14 protein-coding genes are annotated in these 15,158 nt (G+C 63.5%); 7 read left to right on the forward strand and 7 right to left on the reverse strand.

Annotated elements, in window-relative coordinates:
* Positions 1–160: 160 nt before the first annotated feature.
* Positions 161–1,285 (forward strand): hypothetical protein, encoded by a 1,125-nt coding sequence (locus XI09_RS26370; protein WP_271569442.1) that lies wholly within the window; start codon positions 161–163, stop codon positions 1,283–1,285.
* Here XI09_RS26370 and XI09_RS26375 read toward each other — a convergent pair.
* Genes XI09_RS26375 through XI09_RS26385 form a run of 3 tightly spaced genes read right to left on the reverse strand, consistent with a single transcriptional unit; the run spans position 1,282 to position 4,095 of the window.
* The gene (locus XI09_RS26375; protein ID WP_271569443.1) at positions 1,282–1,872 is read right to left on the reverse strand and encodes a Smr/MutS family protein; all 591 of its coding nucleotides are present in this window, start codon (positions 1,870–1,872) and stop codon (positions 1,282–1,284) included. The two genes, XI09_RS26370 and XI09_RS26375, sit on opposite strands and share 4 nt — an antisense overlap.
* A complete protein-coding gene (mltA, locus tag XI09_RS26380; RefSeq protein ID WP_271569444.1) occupies positions 1,869–3,422 on the reverse strand; it encodes a murein transglycosylase A in 1,554 nt (517 codons plus the stop codon). Before mltA ends, XI09_RS26375 begins: the two co-directional genes overlap by 4 nt.
* Positions 3,400–4,095 (reverse strand): Tim44/TimA family putative adaptor protein, encoded by a 696-nt coding sequence (locus tag XI09_RS26385; protein WP_271569445.1) that lies wholly within the window; start codon positions 4,093–4,095, stop codon positions 3,400–3,402. The genes mltA and XI09_RS26385 overlap by 23 nt, the downstream gene beginning before the upstream one ends.
* A 416-nt stretch (positions 4,096–4,511) precedes the next feature.
* On the opposite strand from XI09_RS26385, the gene secB reads away from it, so the two are divergent.
* On the forward strand, positions 4,512–4,997 hold the full coding sequence (gene secB / locus XI09_RS26390; protein WP_027543786.1) for a protein-export chaperone SecB: 486 nt from the start codon (positions 4,512–4,514) through the stop codon (positions 4,995–4,997).
* On the opposite strand, the gene dnaQ is transcribed toward secB, so the two are convergent.
* Genes dnaQ through XI09_RS26410 form a run of 4 tightly spaced genes read right to left on the reverse strand, consistent with a single transcriptional unit; the run spans position 4,994 to position 7,820 of the window.
* Complete coding sequence (gene dnaQ, locus XI09_RS26395; RefSeq protein WP_271569446.1) at positions 4,994–5,713, reverse strand: DNA polymerase III subunit epsilon; 720 nt, start codon at positions 5,711–5,713, stop codon at positions 4,994–4,996. The two genes, secB and dnaQ, sit on opposite strands and share 4 nt — an antisense overlap.
* Positions 5,714–5,739: 26 nt before the next feature.
* Positions 5,740–6,339, reverse strand: a complete 600-nt coding sequence (gene coaE, locus XI09_RS26400; protein ID WP_271569489.1) for a dephospho-CoA kinase — start codon at positions 6,337–6,339, stop codon at positions 5,740–5,742.
* A gap of 23 nt (positions 6,340–6,362) precedes the next feature.
* Complete coding sequence (locus XI09_RS26405; RefSeq protein WP_271569447.1) at positions 6,363–6,971, reverse strand: Maf family nucleotide pyrophosphatase; 609 nt, start codon at positions 6,969–6,971, stop codon at positions 6,363–6,365.
* Positions 6,972–6,980: 9 nt separating this feature from the next.
* Complete coding sequence (locus XI09_RS26410) at positions 6,981–7,820, reverse strand: pyruvate, water dikinase regulatory protein (RefSeq protein WP_271569448.1); 840 nt, start codon at positions 7,818–7,820, stop codon at positions 6,981–6,983.
* Positions 7,821–8,340: 520 nt separating this feature from the next.
* Here XI09_RS26410 and hemJ point away from each other — a divergent pair.
* From hemJ to rsmG, 5 genes are all read left to right on the forward strand, one after another.
* Positions 8,341–8,763: a protoporphyrinogen oxidase HemJ gene (gene hemJ, locus XI09_RS26415; RefSeq protein ID WP_271569449.1), complete on the forward strand. Its 423-nt coding sequence runs from the start codon at positions 8,341–8,343 to the stop codon at positions 8,761–8,763.
* 249 nt (positions 8,764–9,012) lie between these two features.
* Positions 9,013–10,278 (forward strand): transcription termination factor Rho, encoded by a 1,266-nt coding sequence (gene rho / locus XI09_RS26420; RefSeq protein WP_011083462.1) that lies wholly within the window; start codon positions 9,013–9,015, stop codon positions 10,276–10,278.
* A 314-nt stretch (positions 10,279–10,592) separates the two neighbouring features.
* On the forward strand, positions 10,593–11,951 hold the full coding sequence (gene mnmE / locus XI09_RS26425; RefSeq protein ID WP_271569450.1) for a tRNA uridine-5-carboxymethylaminomethyl(34) synthesis GTPase MnmE: 1,359 nt from the start codon (positions 10,593–10,595) through the stop codon (positions 11,949–11,951).
* Positions 11,952–12,474: 523 nt separating this feature from the next.
* Positions 12,475–14,355, forward strand: a complete 1,881-nt coding sequence (gene mnmG / locus XI09_RS26430) for a tRNA uridine-5-carboxymethylaminomethyl(34) synthesis enzyme MnmG (protein WP_271569451.1) — start codon at positions 12,475–12,477, stop codon at positions 14,353–14,355.
* A gap of 99 nt (positions 14,356–14,454) precedes the next feature.
* Positions 14,455–15,138, forward strand: coding sequence for a 16S rRNA (guanine(527)-N(7))-methyltransferase RsmG (gene rsmG / locus XI09_RS26435; RefSeq protein ID WP_442869620.1), 684 nt, complete (start codon positions 14,455–14,457; stop codon positions 15,136–15,138).
* The last annotated feature ends 20 nt before the right edge of the window (positions 15,139–15,158 follow it).

Here is a 15,158-nt window from a genome sequence, read left to right on the forward strand (position 1 = left end):
CTATCCGCCGTCGTCCTGGCGAAAGCCGGGACCCATCATCACCGGTGGTCCTTGTTGGAAATGATAGCGGCCCCAGCGTTGGCTCAAAACGAACATTCGCGGCTATGGGTCCCGACCTTCGCCGGGACGACGGCGGAGGTTGACGCGCGTCGGGTGCCGCGTGCCCGCTAGCGTTTTGAAAAACCCGTGGCGCCTGCTGCTCGCGATCAACGCAGCAATCATCGTCGGCGTCCTCGTCCACAAGATCCAGCTGCCGCCTTACGTCCCCTACATCCACCTGCTCGTCGACTATCATTTCGGCTTTATCAAGCGCGCGCTGATCGGGGCGGTCGTCGCGCTGTTCACGAACAAGGTGCCGGTCTGGCTGGTGTTCGCGCTCGGCGGGGTGACGTGGCTGGTGACGCTGGCGCTATTCGTAAGGTTGTTTCAAAAAACCTTCGGCTTCACTGCCAAGACGCTGCCGCTGTTCGTCTTCACCGCGGGCTCGCCGTTCTTCCTGAAGAACTTCATGCACACGCTCGGCCATTTCGACATCTATGGCTGCGCGCTGGCAATCATCCTGCTGCTGATGCCGGCGGGCTCATTGCTGTTCGTGGCAATGGCCGCGCTGTTCTCGATCGTGCTCGTGCTGATCCACCACATCCATCTCTTGATGTACGTGCCGACGATCATCGCCATCGTCGTGATCAGGCACTATCTCGTCTGCGGCTGCAATCGCAGCAACGTTGCATTCGGTACCATCGCCTTCCTCCTCGTCTCAGCGCTGTTCTTCGCGGCACAATTCCTGGGAACGATGCCGATCCCGGAAGCGGATTTCGTCGCGTATCTGAAGACCCGGATGGTCGATCCCTCCCGCACCGAGCTCTTGCAATTCAGCTACATCTGGTACCAGCCGCTGGCGAAGGAGATTTCGGACACCTGGGGCCGCCTGCCGCACAACATCCTCGGCGTGCCCGTGTTTGCGCTCTTGATCTGGCTGCACATGCCGCTATGGCGCTATTTTGCGAGCCTGATCGGCGCGCTCGCAAGCGAGACGCACCGGCGCCTCGTCGTCGCCGCACTGATCGGCGTCAGCCTCGCCTATCTCGTGATGTTCGCGATGGTGTTCGACTATTCGCGCTGGATCTCGAACTGGGCGGTCTGCATGTTCCTGATCCTGCATGCGGTGAAGATGCTGCCGGCCAAACAGGAACCCCCGCTGATCCCAGCCTGGGATCGCAACACAAACATCTTCGGCCTGGTCGTCACGCTGATCCCGCGCGTCGGAATCGTGAGGCCGTTCTAGAATCTGGCCCGCCTGATCCGCACGTAAAGCGCGCCCTCGCCGCCATGGCTGATATGCGCCGTCTCGAAGCCGACGACGAAGGCGCGGAATTCCGGCAGGCTCAGCCATTCCGGCACCTGGCGGCGCAGCACGCCGCTTTCGCCGCCGCTCCTGCCCTTGCCGGTGATCACGAGCACGAAGGTCAGGCCGTCGTGATGGGCGCGGTGCAGGAAACCGGTGAGGGCGCGATGGGCGCGCGTCTGGGTCATGCCGTGCAGATCGAGCCGCGCCTCGATCTCGCTGCGGCCGCGCGACAGCTTTGTGCGCTCGCGTTTGCCGAGCGGCGCCAGAGGCGGAACGGACGGCTTGACGGCACGCGGCGCCGGTGCCGCAGCAATCGGACGCGGCGATGGTGCTGGCCGCGTAGTCGGCGCGGCGGGTGATAGCTCGGCACGCGGCACAGCCTGCGCCTTCGGCGCACGATGTTTCCTCAGCGGCTTGACCTGTTTTGCCACCGTATCCCACAGCGCGCGCTCATCCTCGCTCAGCGCGCGGCGGCGCGGCGAGGGGCGAGGCTCCAGCACGGGCGGACGGGACGATCGCTTCATTGCTGCCGATGGGAACGATTTTTCACCGGCCGCAGCGGCTCTTGAACGGGCTCGATCACGGGACGCGGCACCGGCAACGGGACAGGGCTGGCGACAGCGACCGTCTCACCTTTGCCTGGCGCCACGGCTGCGGCCGGAGCCGCCGGCTTGGCCTGATCCTTAGCAGGTTCGGTTTGCGGAAACAGCTTTGCAATCTTCGCCGAGGGCCGCGGATCCGGCACCGGCAGCCGCGCTGCGCGCGCCGTGGGATCGAGGCCCTTCGGCACCAGCATCACGAAATGCATGGGATGGCGCAGCCGGCCCGAGACGCGGCCGGCATCCGCGCCGGCACCGAAATAGAGATCGGCGCGCGCGGGGCCGATGATGGCCGAGCCGGTGTCCTGCGCGATCATCAGCCGATGGAACGGCGTCTTGGAACGCTCGGAGTCGATCGGCAGCTCGCCTTCGATGAAGAACGGCGTGCCATAGACATGCAGCGATTTGTCGACCGCGATCGAGCGGCCGGCCGTCAGCGGAATGCCCTGCGCGCCGACCGCCTCGTCCTTGTCCGAGAGATTGACCTCGCGGAAGAAGATGTAGGCGCGGTTCTGGCGGCGCAGCTCCTTGGCGCCATCGGGGTTCTGCGCCATCCACTCCCTGATCTTCTGCATCGACATCTCTTCCTTTGGAATGATGCCGCGCTCGATCAGGATGCGCCCCACGGCCGTGTAGGGATAGCCGTTATAGGCGTCATAGTTGAGCCGGAGCGTGGTGCCGTCATCGAACTTGATCCGCGCCGAGCCCTGGATCTGCGCGAACAACAGGTCGGTCGGATCCTTCAGCCAGGCGATCTCCAGCCCGCGGCCGGCGATCTTGCCGTCCTCGATCTCGCCGCGGTCGTAATAGGGCACCAGCTTGCGGCGGCCGATCTTGCGATAGACCGGGCCCTTGTTGGGCAGGCTGACCGAATCCTGCTTGTAGCCGCGCACGAACAGGTTCGATGGCCGGCGATAGACCGGGACATTGTAGACGTCGGTCTGCGTCCGCGATCCCTCCAGCACCGGCTCGTAATAGCCGGTGACGAAACCATCGGGCTCGCCGAGGCGGGAGATGCGCAGCGGCGCAAAATTCTCCTCGAAGAAGGTTTTGGCCTTGGCGTCGTCGCTGAGCTCGAGCGTCTTGGCGGCCCGGCACGGCTCGCTCAGCGATGCCCCCAGCGCCTTGTATTCACTCTTGGGCTCGGGAGCGCCGGTCTGCGCGTTGATCGACCGGCAGCTCGCGCGGAACGTCTTGTAGGCCGCGAGATGATCGTCGTCGCTCCAGCCCTTTACGTCGGCCCAGGCTAGCGGCAGGTATTGCGCGCCCGGAATCTCGAACGGCAGGGGGAGCTGCGGATAGGGCAAGGCCCGGGGCGGGATGGCGGGCAATTCCGGAAGGTGATGATGGTGGCTGCGGTAGTGGCGCCGCGCCGCCTCGGCGCCGAGCGAAAACGACGACAGCACGACGACACCCGCGCAAAGCGCCGTCGCGCTGGTCTTCAGGAAGACCTTAATTCGCGCTTCCGGTGCCAACCAGCTTCCAGTTCGGATCGCGAGAGGTGGTGTCGCGGGCGAAAGTCCAGATGTCGGTGATGTCGGCGACCGTATCGGCGCTGCCGTCGACGATGTTGCCGGACTTGTCGCGGGTGGCCGAGATCATCTGCGAGACGAAGCGGATGGTGAGCTGGGCGGTACGGTCACGCAGCTCGGCGCCGACGAGCTCGGCCTTGTCGATCGAGACGAAGCGCGTCTCGGTCTTCTGCTCGTTCTTCTCGCGCTCCTTGATCGCGGCGTCGAAGCTTTCATAGACCTCCGACGACAGCAGGTCGCGCAGCGCGCGGCGGTCGCCATTGGCAAAGGCCAGCACGATCATCTCATAGGCGCCGCGGGCGCCCGAGATGAAATGGCGCGGGTCGAAGGTGGAATCCTTGTCGACGATGGCGTCGAGACCCTGCGCGAGCGCGGTGCCCGGCTCGGTCAGGTCCTTCCAGCGATCGGACGGCGGGGTCGGCTCGACCGTCGGCGCCAGCGGGGCCTGGTCGATCACCTTGCCCGGCATGGTCACGACGTTCTTGTCCTGGGCGCCCTGGAGCGCGTTGCGGTCGAACGGCGGCCGCTCGTTGCCCGTGCGCTGCCCCAGCACGCTGCGCAGCCGCAGAAAAATAAAGACCGCCAGCGCCAGGAAGATGATGGTGTAGATGTCCACGTGGTATTCGCTTTCTGGTCTTCTCTAGAAGGGGCCGCCTAGAAGGTCGTCGCCGGGAAAATCAATCCGGCCAGTAGACCGTTCCATACGGGAACGGCAAGTCTACATCACCATTTCGGGTCCGCACGTCAGGTCCGTGGGATGTAGGCACGAAATCTTGCCCGGCCAATGGCGCCTTTTGGCACAGCACGGAGTGTAGCGCGTTTTATGCTTAAGGGGAAACCCGATCGTGCCCGGAAATCGCGCATCTTCAATCGTTTAAGGCGCGATTTGGCCGGGGGGCCGGGCAGAACGTCACAGTTCCGGCCGCAGCCCGGACGCCCGGTCCGGGACCGTTCGTCCTTGTGGAACGAGGTAGCCCTATGTTAGCCAACCGCCGCGAAATTCAGCCCCCAATCGGGTAAGGAGAGACTTTCATGACCAACGGTAACGGCACCCCTCCCGAGGCGGCCCCGGCTCCCCAGCTCAACGTGCTGGCGCAATATACCAAGGACCTCTCGTTCGAAAATCCGAACGCGCCGAGCTCGCTGCAGCAGCAGGGTCAGGCGCCCCAGATCAATATCCAGATCAATGTCGGCGCCAATAACCTCAGCGAACAGGAATTCGAGGTGACGCTGTCGGTCGAAGGCAAGGCCGAGACCGCGGGCAAGGTGATGTTCTCGTTCGAGCTCGCCTATGCCGGCGTGTTCCGGATCGTCAATGTGCCGAAGGAGAACCTGCACCCGCTGGTCATGATCGAATGCCCGCGTCTGCTGTTCCCGTTCGCCCGTGAGATCATCGCCACGGCCGTGCGCGACGGCGGGTTCCCGCCGCTGATGCTGGACCCGGTCGATTTCGTCGGTCTCTATCGCCAGAACATGGAGCGGCAAATGGCCGCCGGTGGTCAGGCCGGTCAGGCCTAACCAGCCGGATCGACGGCAGCTGGAGCGGGCAAAAACTCGTTCCAGATCGCCTTGTCGCCGAGCGTTGCGATGAAGGCCCTGTGGGCCTCGCGCTCGCCGTCGGAAATCCGCGGCGCAAGTGGTGTCAGCCGCTGCCGCCGCGGCGCATCGCCAGCCGCATTGATGCGGATTTCCTCGGCTTCCGAAGCCAGCAGCAGCTGCGACTGCCGCGCCCCGACCAGATCGACATAGACCTCGGCCAGAAGCTCGGCGTCCAGCAGCGCGCCGTGCTTGGTACGGTGGGAATTGTCGATCGCATAGCGCGAGCAGAGATCGTCGAGCCGGTTGGACACGCCCGGATGCTTGCGCCGGGCCAGCAGCAGCGTGTCGACCAGCCGCTCGCGCGGGATCGCGGTGCGCTTGATCCGGTCGAGCTCGGCATTGATGAAGCTGATGTCGAACGAGGCGTTGTGGATCACCAGCGGCGCATCGCCGATGAACTCCAGGAACTCGTCGACGACCTCTTGGAACAACGGCTTCGTCGCCAGGAATTCGGCCGACAGCCCGTGCACCGCAAACGCCTCCGCCGGCATGTCCCGTTCGGGGTTCATGTAACGGTGGAACGTCTGTCCCGTCGGCATGCGGTTGAACATCTCGACGCAGCCGATTTCGACCAGGCGATCGCCGCGGAGCGGATCGAGGCCGGTGGTTTCGGTGTCGAGGACGATTTCGCGCATGATCAGGAGCCGTGTGGGACGGCGAATCAGGCTCGCCGCTGCGGCATCTTAACGACCTCGGCCAGGATGTGCGCAATTTGCGCCCGCACCGGTTCAAGTCCGTGCGACGTATCCACTACGAAATCGGCCCGCTTGCGCTTTTCCGCGTCGGGCGTCTGCTTGGCGATGATGGCGTCGAGCTTGGCCTCGTCCATCGTGCCCCGCGCCAGCACCCGCTCGCGCTGCAGCTCCGGCGAAGTCGTCACCACGACCACGGCGTCGACCCGCTTCTCGCCGCCGGTCTCGAACAGCAGCGGGATATCCAGCACCACGACCGGCGCGTTGGCGGCTTCGGCGTCGGCAAAGAATTTCTTCCGGGAGGCACCGAGCATCGGATGAACGATCTGCTCGAGCTGCTTGATCGCGGCGGGATCGTGCACGACGCGCGCCGACAGTTTTGTCCGATCGACCTTGCCGTTCGCGGTGGTGCCGGGGAAGGCGGCTTCGATCGCGGGCGCGGCCTCGCCCTCGTAGAGCTGATGGACGGCGGCATCGGCATCGTAGACGGGGACGCCGGCCTCCGCGAACAATTTCGCGGTGGTGGATTTGCCCATCCCGATCGAGCCGGTCAGTCCCAGGATCCGCATCAGCGCCCAGCCATCTCTGTCATTCACACCGCAACTAGCCGCTCGCGCCGCAGGAACGCAAGCAGCGGCAGCAGCGGCAGGCCGAGAATGGTGAAATGGTCGCCCTCGATGCGCTCGAACAGATGAATGCCGAGACCTTCGAGCTGATAGGCGCCGACGCTGGTCGTCACTGCATCGCCGGCCGCGTCGAGATAGGCCGAAAGCTCCGCCTCGCTCATCCGTCGCATGGTCATGCGGGCCACCGAGACGTCCTCGAAGACGATCTTGCCGTCATGGGCCACCGCCACCGCCGAATTCAGCTCATGACAATTGCCGGCGAGATCACGCAATTGCGCCATCGCCTGCGCGCGGCCGGCGGGCTTGTTGAAGAGACGATCGCCCAGAGCCAGGGTCTGGTCGGCGCCGATCACGTAGCTTCCGGGATGAAGGGCGGAGACGGCCTTCGCCTTTTCACAGGCCAGCAGCAGAGCGATTTCGCGCGGATTGGAAAGTTTTGAAGCCGCCTGGATGCCGCGCTCGTCGATATCAGCCGTGATCGCTTTGAACTCCAGCCCGGCATTCGCCAGCAGCATCTTTCGCGCGCTGCTTTGCGAAGCCAGGATCAACGGAGATTTGCCGCGCCACAGACCCATCGCGAGCAACTATTCCGAGGGCCGGTTGCGCTGGCGATCGCTGTAGAGCTTCATGATCGCCGCGGCGGTTTCCTCGATCGAGCGCCGTGTGACGTCGAGCAGCGGCCATTCGTGCTTGGCGCTGAGCTTGCGGGCGAACGCGACCTCCTCGGCGACCGACTGCTTGTCGGTATACGTGTCGCTGCTGGAGTCGGCACCCATGGAGAGCAGACGATTCTGACGGACCTGGATCAAACGTTCCGGCGTCGCGTGCAGGCTCACCACCAACGGCCGCGTCAGCGTTTCCAATTGCGCCGGCACCGGAATGCCCGGCACCAGCGGCACGTTGGCGGTGCGGATGCCGCGATTGGCGAGGTAAATCGATGTCGGCGTCTTCGAGGTGCGGGACACACCGACGAGCACCACATCGGCATCGTCGAGGCCTTCGACATGCTGACCGTCGTCATGGATCATCGTGTAGTTCAGCGCATCGATGCGCTTGAAATATTCCGCATTGAGCACGTGCTGCGCGCCGACGCGCCCCGTCGTCGCGGCGCCAAGATACGCCTCGAACAGCTGCATCACCGGGCCGATGATCGACAGGCTCGGAACATTGATCCCCTTGCACTTGTCCTCGAGCCGGGAGACCAGATCCTTCTCGAGCAGCGTGAACAGCACGATGCCCGGCGCCTCCTCGATCTCGTCGAGCACCCGGTCGAGCTGCTTCTGGCTGCGCACCAGCGGATAGACATGCTCGACCGGCGTTACGTTCGCGTACTGCGCGGCGACGGCGCGCGCGACGGTGATCAGCGTCTCGCCGGTGGAGTCGGACACGAGGTGCAGATGGAAATAATTGCTCGAGGTCGGCACAAAAACTCTTTGTATGAGGGCGGTGTGGTGTGTGGATTTCTGTGGAGCTTAACCCCTCGGAAAGGGTTGCGCGACACCAGGGGCGGGACAACGGCCAATTTTCTTCACACCACTGGCCGTGAGAACAAGTCCGGCAGCCCGCCGAGAGCGAAGCGGGATTGCGCGGATAACGCCCTTGATAAGCTGAAGACAGGCGCACGCAAGCCCTTGAGCCCGGACGACTTATCGGAACAGCCAGGGCCTGCGCGGGATATGTTGATGGATGTGAACAAGCGCACACGAAGTGGCGGACGGAATTGTGTGAGTCCAATCCACGGTCACTAAGACTCAAACCTTAAGATTCTAAAAGTTTAGGTTTAGATAAGCCGAGCGCTCGGATAAGTCTGCCCTCCCATCTATGAATGAACTCTTACCGGGCTCATTCCATCCACCGTTTGGTGAGCAGAAGCGTTATCGAGCGAAGCGGATTCCGGTTCGCCCCACGAAAACGCGTCGAAACAAGAAAAAGGAAGCCGCCGGCATGTACGAGTGGATCAAGGCGCTGCACGTGATCGCCGTCATCTCCTGGATGGCGGGCATGCTCTATCTGCCGCGGCTGTTCGTCTATCATTGCGAGGCTGAAATCGGCTCCAGGCAGTCGGAAACGTTCAAGATCATGGAGCGCCGGCTGCTCAAGGCGATCGTCAACCCGGCCATGATCATCACCTGGCTCGCCGGGCTCTATCTCGCCTGGTCCGGCCATTGGTTTGCATCCGGTTGGCTGCACGTAAAACTGGCACTGGTCCTGGCGCTGTCCGCGGTCCACGGCTTTTTTTCGCGCTGGCTGAAGGATTTCGCTGCCGACCGGCGTCCGCGAAGTCAGAAATTCTATCGGATTATCAATGAGGTGCCGACTGTCCTGATGATCTTCATTGTCATCATGGTGATCGTGAAACCGTTCTAGGCAGCGATCTCGATTGATCGCTCAGCGCTTCGGCTTGCGCAGTGAAGGGCGATTTTCTATATTGGCGATATCCCACCCAACGCAGGCGGATGTGGTTGTGTCCGAGCTTTCCAGAGGCCGGATACCGCATCAGGTTTGAAGCCCCCACCGGCACTCACCTTGCCAGACCTGCGGACCCTATCTTCTCACGTCCGCATTTCAGAGCCTCCTCGCACCCCCTCCCTAAGGTTACCCCACAGGACCACCCCAATGCGGGAAATTAAACTCCAGGACCTCAAGTCGAAGACCCCGGCCGAGCTCGTCTCGTTCGCGGAAGAGAACGGGGTCGAGAATGCCAGCACCATGCGCAAGCAGGAGCTGCTGTTCGCCATCCTCAAGCAGCTCTCGCTCGCTGAGACCGACATCGTCGGCGAAGGCGTCGTTGAGGTGCTCTCCGACGGCTTCGGCTTTCTTCGTTCACCCGATGCCAATTATCTGCCGGGCCCGGACGACATCTACGTTTCGCCCTCGCAGATCCGCCGTTTCGGCTTGCGTACCGGCGACACCATCGAAGGCCACATCCGCAGCCCGAAAGAGGGCGAGCGCTATTTCGCGTTGCTGAAGGTCAACACGCTCAATTTCGAGGACCCGGAAAAGGCCAAGCACAAGGTCAATTTCGACAACCTCACGCCGCTGTTTCCGAACCAGCGTTTCCGCATGGAAATCGACGACCCGACGCGGAAAGACCTTTCTGCAAGGGTGATCGACATCGTCGCGCCGATCGGCAAGGGCCAGCGCGCGTTGATCGTGGCGCCGCCGCGCACGGGTAAAACCGTGCTGATGCAGAACATCGCGCATTCGATCACGCACAATCATCCCGAATGCTATCTGATCGTGCTTCTGATCGACGAGCGTCCGGAAGAAGTCACGGACATGCAGCGCTCGGTGAAGGGCGAGGTCGTGTCCTCGACCTTTGACGAGCCGGCGGTGCGTCACGTCCAGGTCGCCGAGATGGTAATCGAGAAGGCGAAGCGCCTGGTCGAGCATGGCCGCGACGTCGTGATCCTGCTCGATTCGATCACGCGTCTTGGCCGCGCCTACAACACCGTGGTGCCGTCATCCGGCAAGGTGCTGACCGGCGGTGTCGACGCCAACGCGCTCCAGCGCCCGAAGCGCTTCTTCGGTGCCGCCCGCAACATCGAGGAGGGCGGCTCGCTGACCATCATCGCGACCGCGCTGGTCGATACCGGCAGCCGCATGGACGAAGTCATCTTCGAAGAGTTCAAGGGCACCGGTAACTCCGAACTGATCCTCGACCGTAAGGTCTCGGACAAGCGGACCTTCCCGGCGATCGACATCTCGCGCTCCGGCACCCGCAAGGAAGAGCTCATCACCGATCCGCAGGTGCTCAAGAAGATGTACGTGCTCCGCCGCATCCTGAACCCGATGGGCACCATGGACGCGATCGACTTCCTGCTCGACAAGCTGCGCTCGACCAAGAGCAATTCGGAGTTCTTCGACTCGATGAACACCTGAGTGCAGTGCAGCAAAGGATTGGAGGGCGCCTTCGGGCGCCCTTTTCTTTTGTGGAGCCTTGTTGCAGCGAAGGTGGAGCATGGCGAGAGGTTCGCTGTCTGATCTGATTTCATATTAAGATTTTGATATAACTAAATAATACTTGAATTTAGATGGGTCTTTTAGCCGGGGCGAGGAGACTTTTACAACAGAATGCTGCGGCTATGCTGCGATGCAATAAACGCTTTTGCTGCGGGAAAAGGTGCAGCAAAATCGTCCGGCGTATCGGCCGAAACGGATATTTGCCTTTTCCCCGGCGGCTGGACAAATAGGCCATGCATCCGCGAGACCAGACCATCTTTGCGCTGTCGTCCGGCCGTCCGCCGAGCGCGATCGCCGTGGTGCGGGTCTCGGGCGCCCAGGCCGGCCCGGTGCTGACGAGGCTCACGGGCAAGCTGCCGGCACCGCGGCAGGCCAGTCGCCGGCTGCTCCGTGACGCCGCCAACCAGCCGATCGACGATGCGGTCGTGCTCTGGTTTCCAGGGCCGGCGAGCGCGACCGGTGAGGACATCGCCGAATTCCACGTCCATGGCGGCCGCGCGGTGCTGGCGGCGCTCCTGGCTGCTATTTCTATAATTCCGAATACACGGGCGGCCGAGCCTGGTGAGTTCACGCGGCGCGGCTTCGAGAACGGCAAGCTCGATTTGACCGAAGCCGAGGGCCTTGACGATCTCATCCATGCCGACACCGACCGCCAGCGCCGCCAGGCGTTGCGTCAATTGCAAGGACTGCTCGGCAACCGCGCGCGCGACTGGCGCGAGCGCATCATCGAGGCCTCGGCGCTGATCGAGGCCGGCATCGATTTTTCGGACGAGGGCGATGTACCCGCCGAGTTGATGGCGCCGGCGGTCAAGGCGATCAAGGTGCTGCACGGCGAAATTGCAGAAGTCCTTGCGGCACAGGGACAAGCTGAACGTCTACGCGATGGCTTGGTGGTCGCCATTGCCGGCGAGCCGAATGTCGGCAAGTCGACGCTGATCAACCAGCTGGCGCGTCGCGAGGTCGCGATCGTCTCGCCGCATGCCGGCACCACGCGCGACGTGATCGAGGTGCAGCTCGATCTCGACGGCTATCCCGTCACGGTGATCGACACCGCCGGCATTCGCGAGACCGATGATCCGGTGGAGCAGGAGGGTGTGCGCCGCGCGCGAGCCCGAGCCGAGGACGCCGACCTCGTGCTGTGGCTGGTGGAGGGAGAGCAGGCCGCCGATCCGGAGGCGATGCGTTCGTTGTGGACGTCCGGCGAGGGGAGCCATCCGTCCGGCGGCTCGGTCTGGGTCGTACGCAACAAGATTGATCTCGGCGGGGGCGGGGAAGCCGGACGGCTGGGAGAGTTCGGGATCTCGGCGAGCCGGGGCGATGGCATTCGCCAGCTGGTCGACGCCCTCGTGACGTTCGCCGCCGAGTTCTTTGGAACCAGTGAGGGTGCATTGGTGACCCGGGCCCGCCAACGCGATCTGTTGCGCCAGGCATCAGACAGCTTGCGCCGGAGTCTCGAGCTTGTAGAAGAGGGCGAAGAGCTGGCGGCCGAGGAACTTCGTTCCGCCGCCTATGCCCTGGGTCGGCTGCTGGGCCGGGTGGACGTCGAAGATGTCCTCGGGGCGATCTTCCAGAAATTCTGTATTGGAAAGTAGTGCTAGTTCTTCATTGTAGAACTAGCGCTTGTTCCATTCCTTGTTGATTTCACGTGAAACGGGCCGGGAAGGGTTGTTTCACGTGAAACAACGGCAGGCTTCGAATGGTGCGCCGAGATTGTGCGCTCGTGCAGCTGATCCGATCTCCCAACGCCTGCGCTGACCGTTGTGAGGGGTATGCCGCCTCAACCCCGTCATTGCGAGGAGCCCTTGCGACGAAGCAATCCAGGCTGTCTCCGCGGAAGGATCCTGGATTGCTTCGCTGCGCTCGCAATGACAGGCGTCGCCGGTAAACGTCCCATTCGATACGCCAACGTGCCGCGGCGCTAGGCCCTTAAACCCCGCCCCCGCCGTCCGATTTCGTTTCACGTGAAACGTAATGATTTCAAACCTGGTTCTACTGCGCATGGGGTTGTTTTTCAGAAAATTGCTTTTGACCGACCGGCCTCTGTTTCACGTGAAACAACCGGCTCACCGAGTTTCCACTTCCGGCTTCTTCGCCTCTGAGCTAGAAGATCGGCCCATGCGAACAGAGCGAGAGAGTTTCGACGTCATCGTGATTGGCGGCGGCCACGCCGGCTGTGAAGCTGCGGCCGCCTCCGCCCGAATGGGCGCAACGACCGCCCTGGTGACGCATCGTTTCTCCACTGTCGGCGCGATGTCCTGCAATCCCGCCATCGGCGGTCTCGGCAAGGGCCATCTGGTCCGTGAAGTCGATGCCCTGGACGGTCTCATGGGCCGGGTCGGCGATGCCGGCGGCATCCAGTTTCGCGTTCTCAATCGCCGCAAGGGCCCCGCGGTCCGCGGCCCCCGGGCCCAGGCCGACCGGAAGCTCTATGCCGCCGCGATGCAGGCCGCGATCCGGGACACCGAGGGTCTGTCCGTCATCGAGGGCGAGGCGGACGAGCTGATCGTGGTCGAGGGCCGGGTGACCGGACTTCGCCTGGCCGATGGCCGGGAGTTCGGGGCCGGGGCCATTGTCGTCACCACCGGCACCTTCCTGCGCGGTCTGATCCATCTCGGCGAGAAGAATTGGCCCGCCGGCCGGGTCGGTGAAGCCCCCGCGATGGGCCTTTCAGGCTCCTTCGAGCGCGCCGGCTTCACCCTTGGACGGCTGAAGACCGGGACGCCGCCGCGCCTGGACGGCACCACGATCGACTGGTCCGCGGTGGAGATGCAGCCCGGAGACGAGCCGCCTGAGCCATTCTCGGTCATGACCGAGCGGATCACGACCCCGCAGATCCAGTGCGGAATCACCCGGACCACGCCTGAGACCCATGAGGTGATCCGGGCCAATGTCCATCGCTCGCCGATGTACTCCGGGCAGATCAAGAGCTCCGGCCCCCGCTATTGCCCCTCGATCGAGGACAAGATCGTCCGCTTCGGCGATCGTGATGGCCACCAGATCTTCCTCGAGCCGGAAGGGCTCGACGACAGCACCGTCTATCCCAACGGCATCTCGACCTCACTGCCGGAGGAGGTCCAGCTCGCGATCCTCGCCAGTATTCCCGGTCTTGAACGGGTGGAGATGGTGCGTCCGGGCTACGCCATCGAATACGACCATGTCGATCCCCGCGAGCTCGATCCGACCCTCCAGACCAAGCGTCTGCGCGGCCTGTTCCTGGCCGGGCAGATCAACGGCACCACCGGATACGAGGAGGCTGCCGGCCAGGGCATCGTCGCCGGCCTGAACGCCGCGCTGGCGGCGAGTGGTGCCGCGTTGACGGTGTTCGACCGCGCCGATGGCTATCTCGGGGTGATGATCGACGACCTCGTCACCCGCGGAATCAGCGAGCCCTATCGGATGTTCACCTCCAGGGCCGAGTACCGGCTGACTCTGCGGGCTGACAACGCCGATCAGCGCCTGACCGAGAAGGGGATCGCGCTCGGGTGCGTTGGTGGTGCCCGAACCCGGCATCACCGCGCCAAGATGGACGCCCTGAATGCGGCCCGGACGCTCTCCAAGTCCCTGACCATGACCCCGAACGAGGCGATCAAGCACGGCCTGTCCCTGAACCGGGATGGTCAGCGCCGCTCGGTCTTCGAGCTGATGGCCTATCCGGACATCGGCTGGAGCCAGGTCCGCGCCATCTGGCCGGAGCTGTCGGCGATCGACCCCGTGATCGCCACCCATCTCGAGATCGACGCCAAATACGACGTCTATCTGGAGCGTCAGAGTGCGGACGTCGAAGCCTTCCGGCGCGACGAGGGGCTGGTGCTGTCAGAGGTCGACTATCAGCTGGTCCCCGGTCTCTCCAATGAGGTCAGGGCCAAGCTGGAGAAGGCGCGACCGTTCACCGTCGGCCAGGCCGGCCGCATCGACGGCATGACGCCGGCGGCGCTCGGCATCCTCGCGGCCTATCTCCGGCGCGAAGCACGGAAGACTTCCAAAGCAATTGCATAGGCGTTTCACGTGAAACAGCGCGGACCGGCCGGCGGCAGACCGTCATCAGGGAAACCCTCGGCGGGTGAGGGTGCTCGACGCCGAGCCGAACTTGCACCGATCGCACCGAAAATCGACAAGGCCAGCGCGAACGATCAATCGCTGGACACCGTCATCGCCGCCGACAAAGTCGCAGCACTGAAGCTCGCACCCGTTTCACGTGAAACCGAGGCCCGGCTCGATCGTTACATCGCGCTGCTGCGGGAGTGGCAGGCGAAGACCAATCTCGTCGCCCCCTCGACGCTGCCGCACCTCTGGACCCGGCACATCGCCGACTCGCTTCAGCTCGTCGATCTCGCCCCATCGGCCAAGCGCTGGGCCGACCTCGGAAGCGGCGGTGGCTTTCCGGGCGTCGTCCTGGCCTGCGCCATGGCGGAGACACCGGGCGCGCGTGTCCATCTCGTCGAGCGAATCGCCAAGAAGGCGGCGTTCCTGCGCGAAGCAATTCGCATCACCGCATCTCCGGGAGTCGTACATCTCGCTGAGATCGGGGATAATGTGGATAGAATCACCGGTCCCGTCGATTGCGTCACCGCGCGTGCGCTGGCTCCGCTACATCAACTCATCGGCTTTGCGGAGCCGCTGATGCGCCAGGGCGCAAAGGCGTTATTTCCGAAGGGTCAAGATGTAGAGGCTGAATTGACCGAAGCCGCTAAATATTGGAATATTCAGCCGCAGCTCCACCAAAGCCGCACGGGTGACGGCTGGATCGTGGAGCTCAATGCCGCCGAACGGCGCAGCTGAGACGTTCAGGGGCGAATGGG

Source organism: Bradyrhizobium sp. CCBAU 11386, from assembly GCF_028128955.1.
Lineage (GTDB): Bacteria > Pseudomonadota > Alphaproteobacteria > Rhizobiales > Xanthobacteraceae > Bradyrhizobium.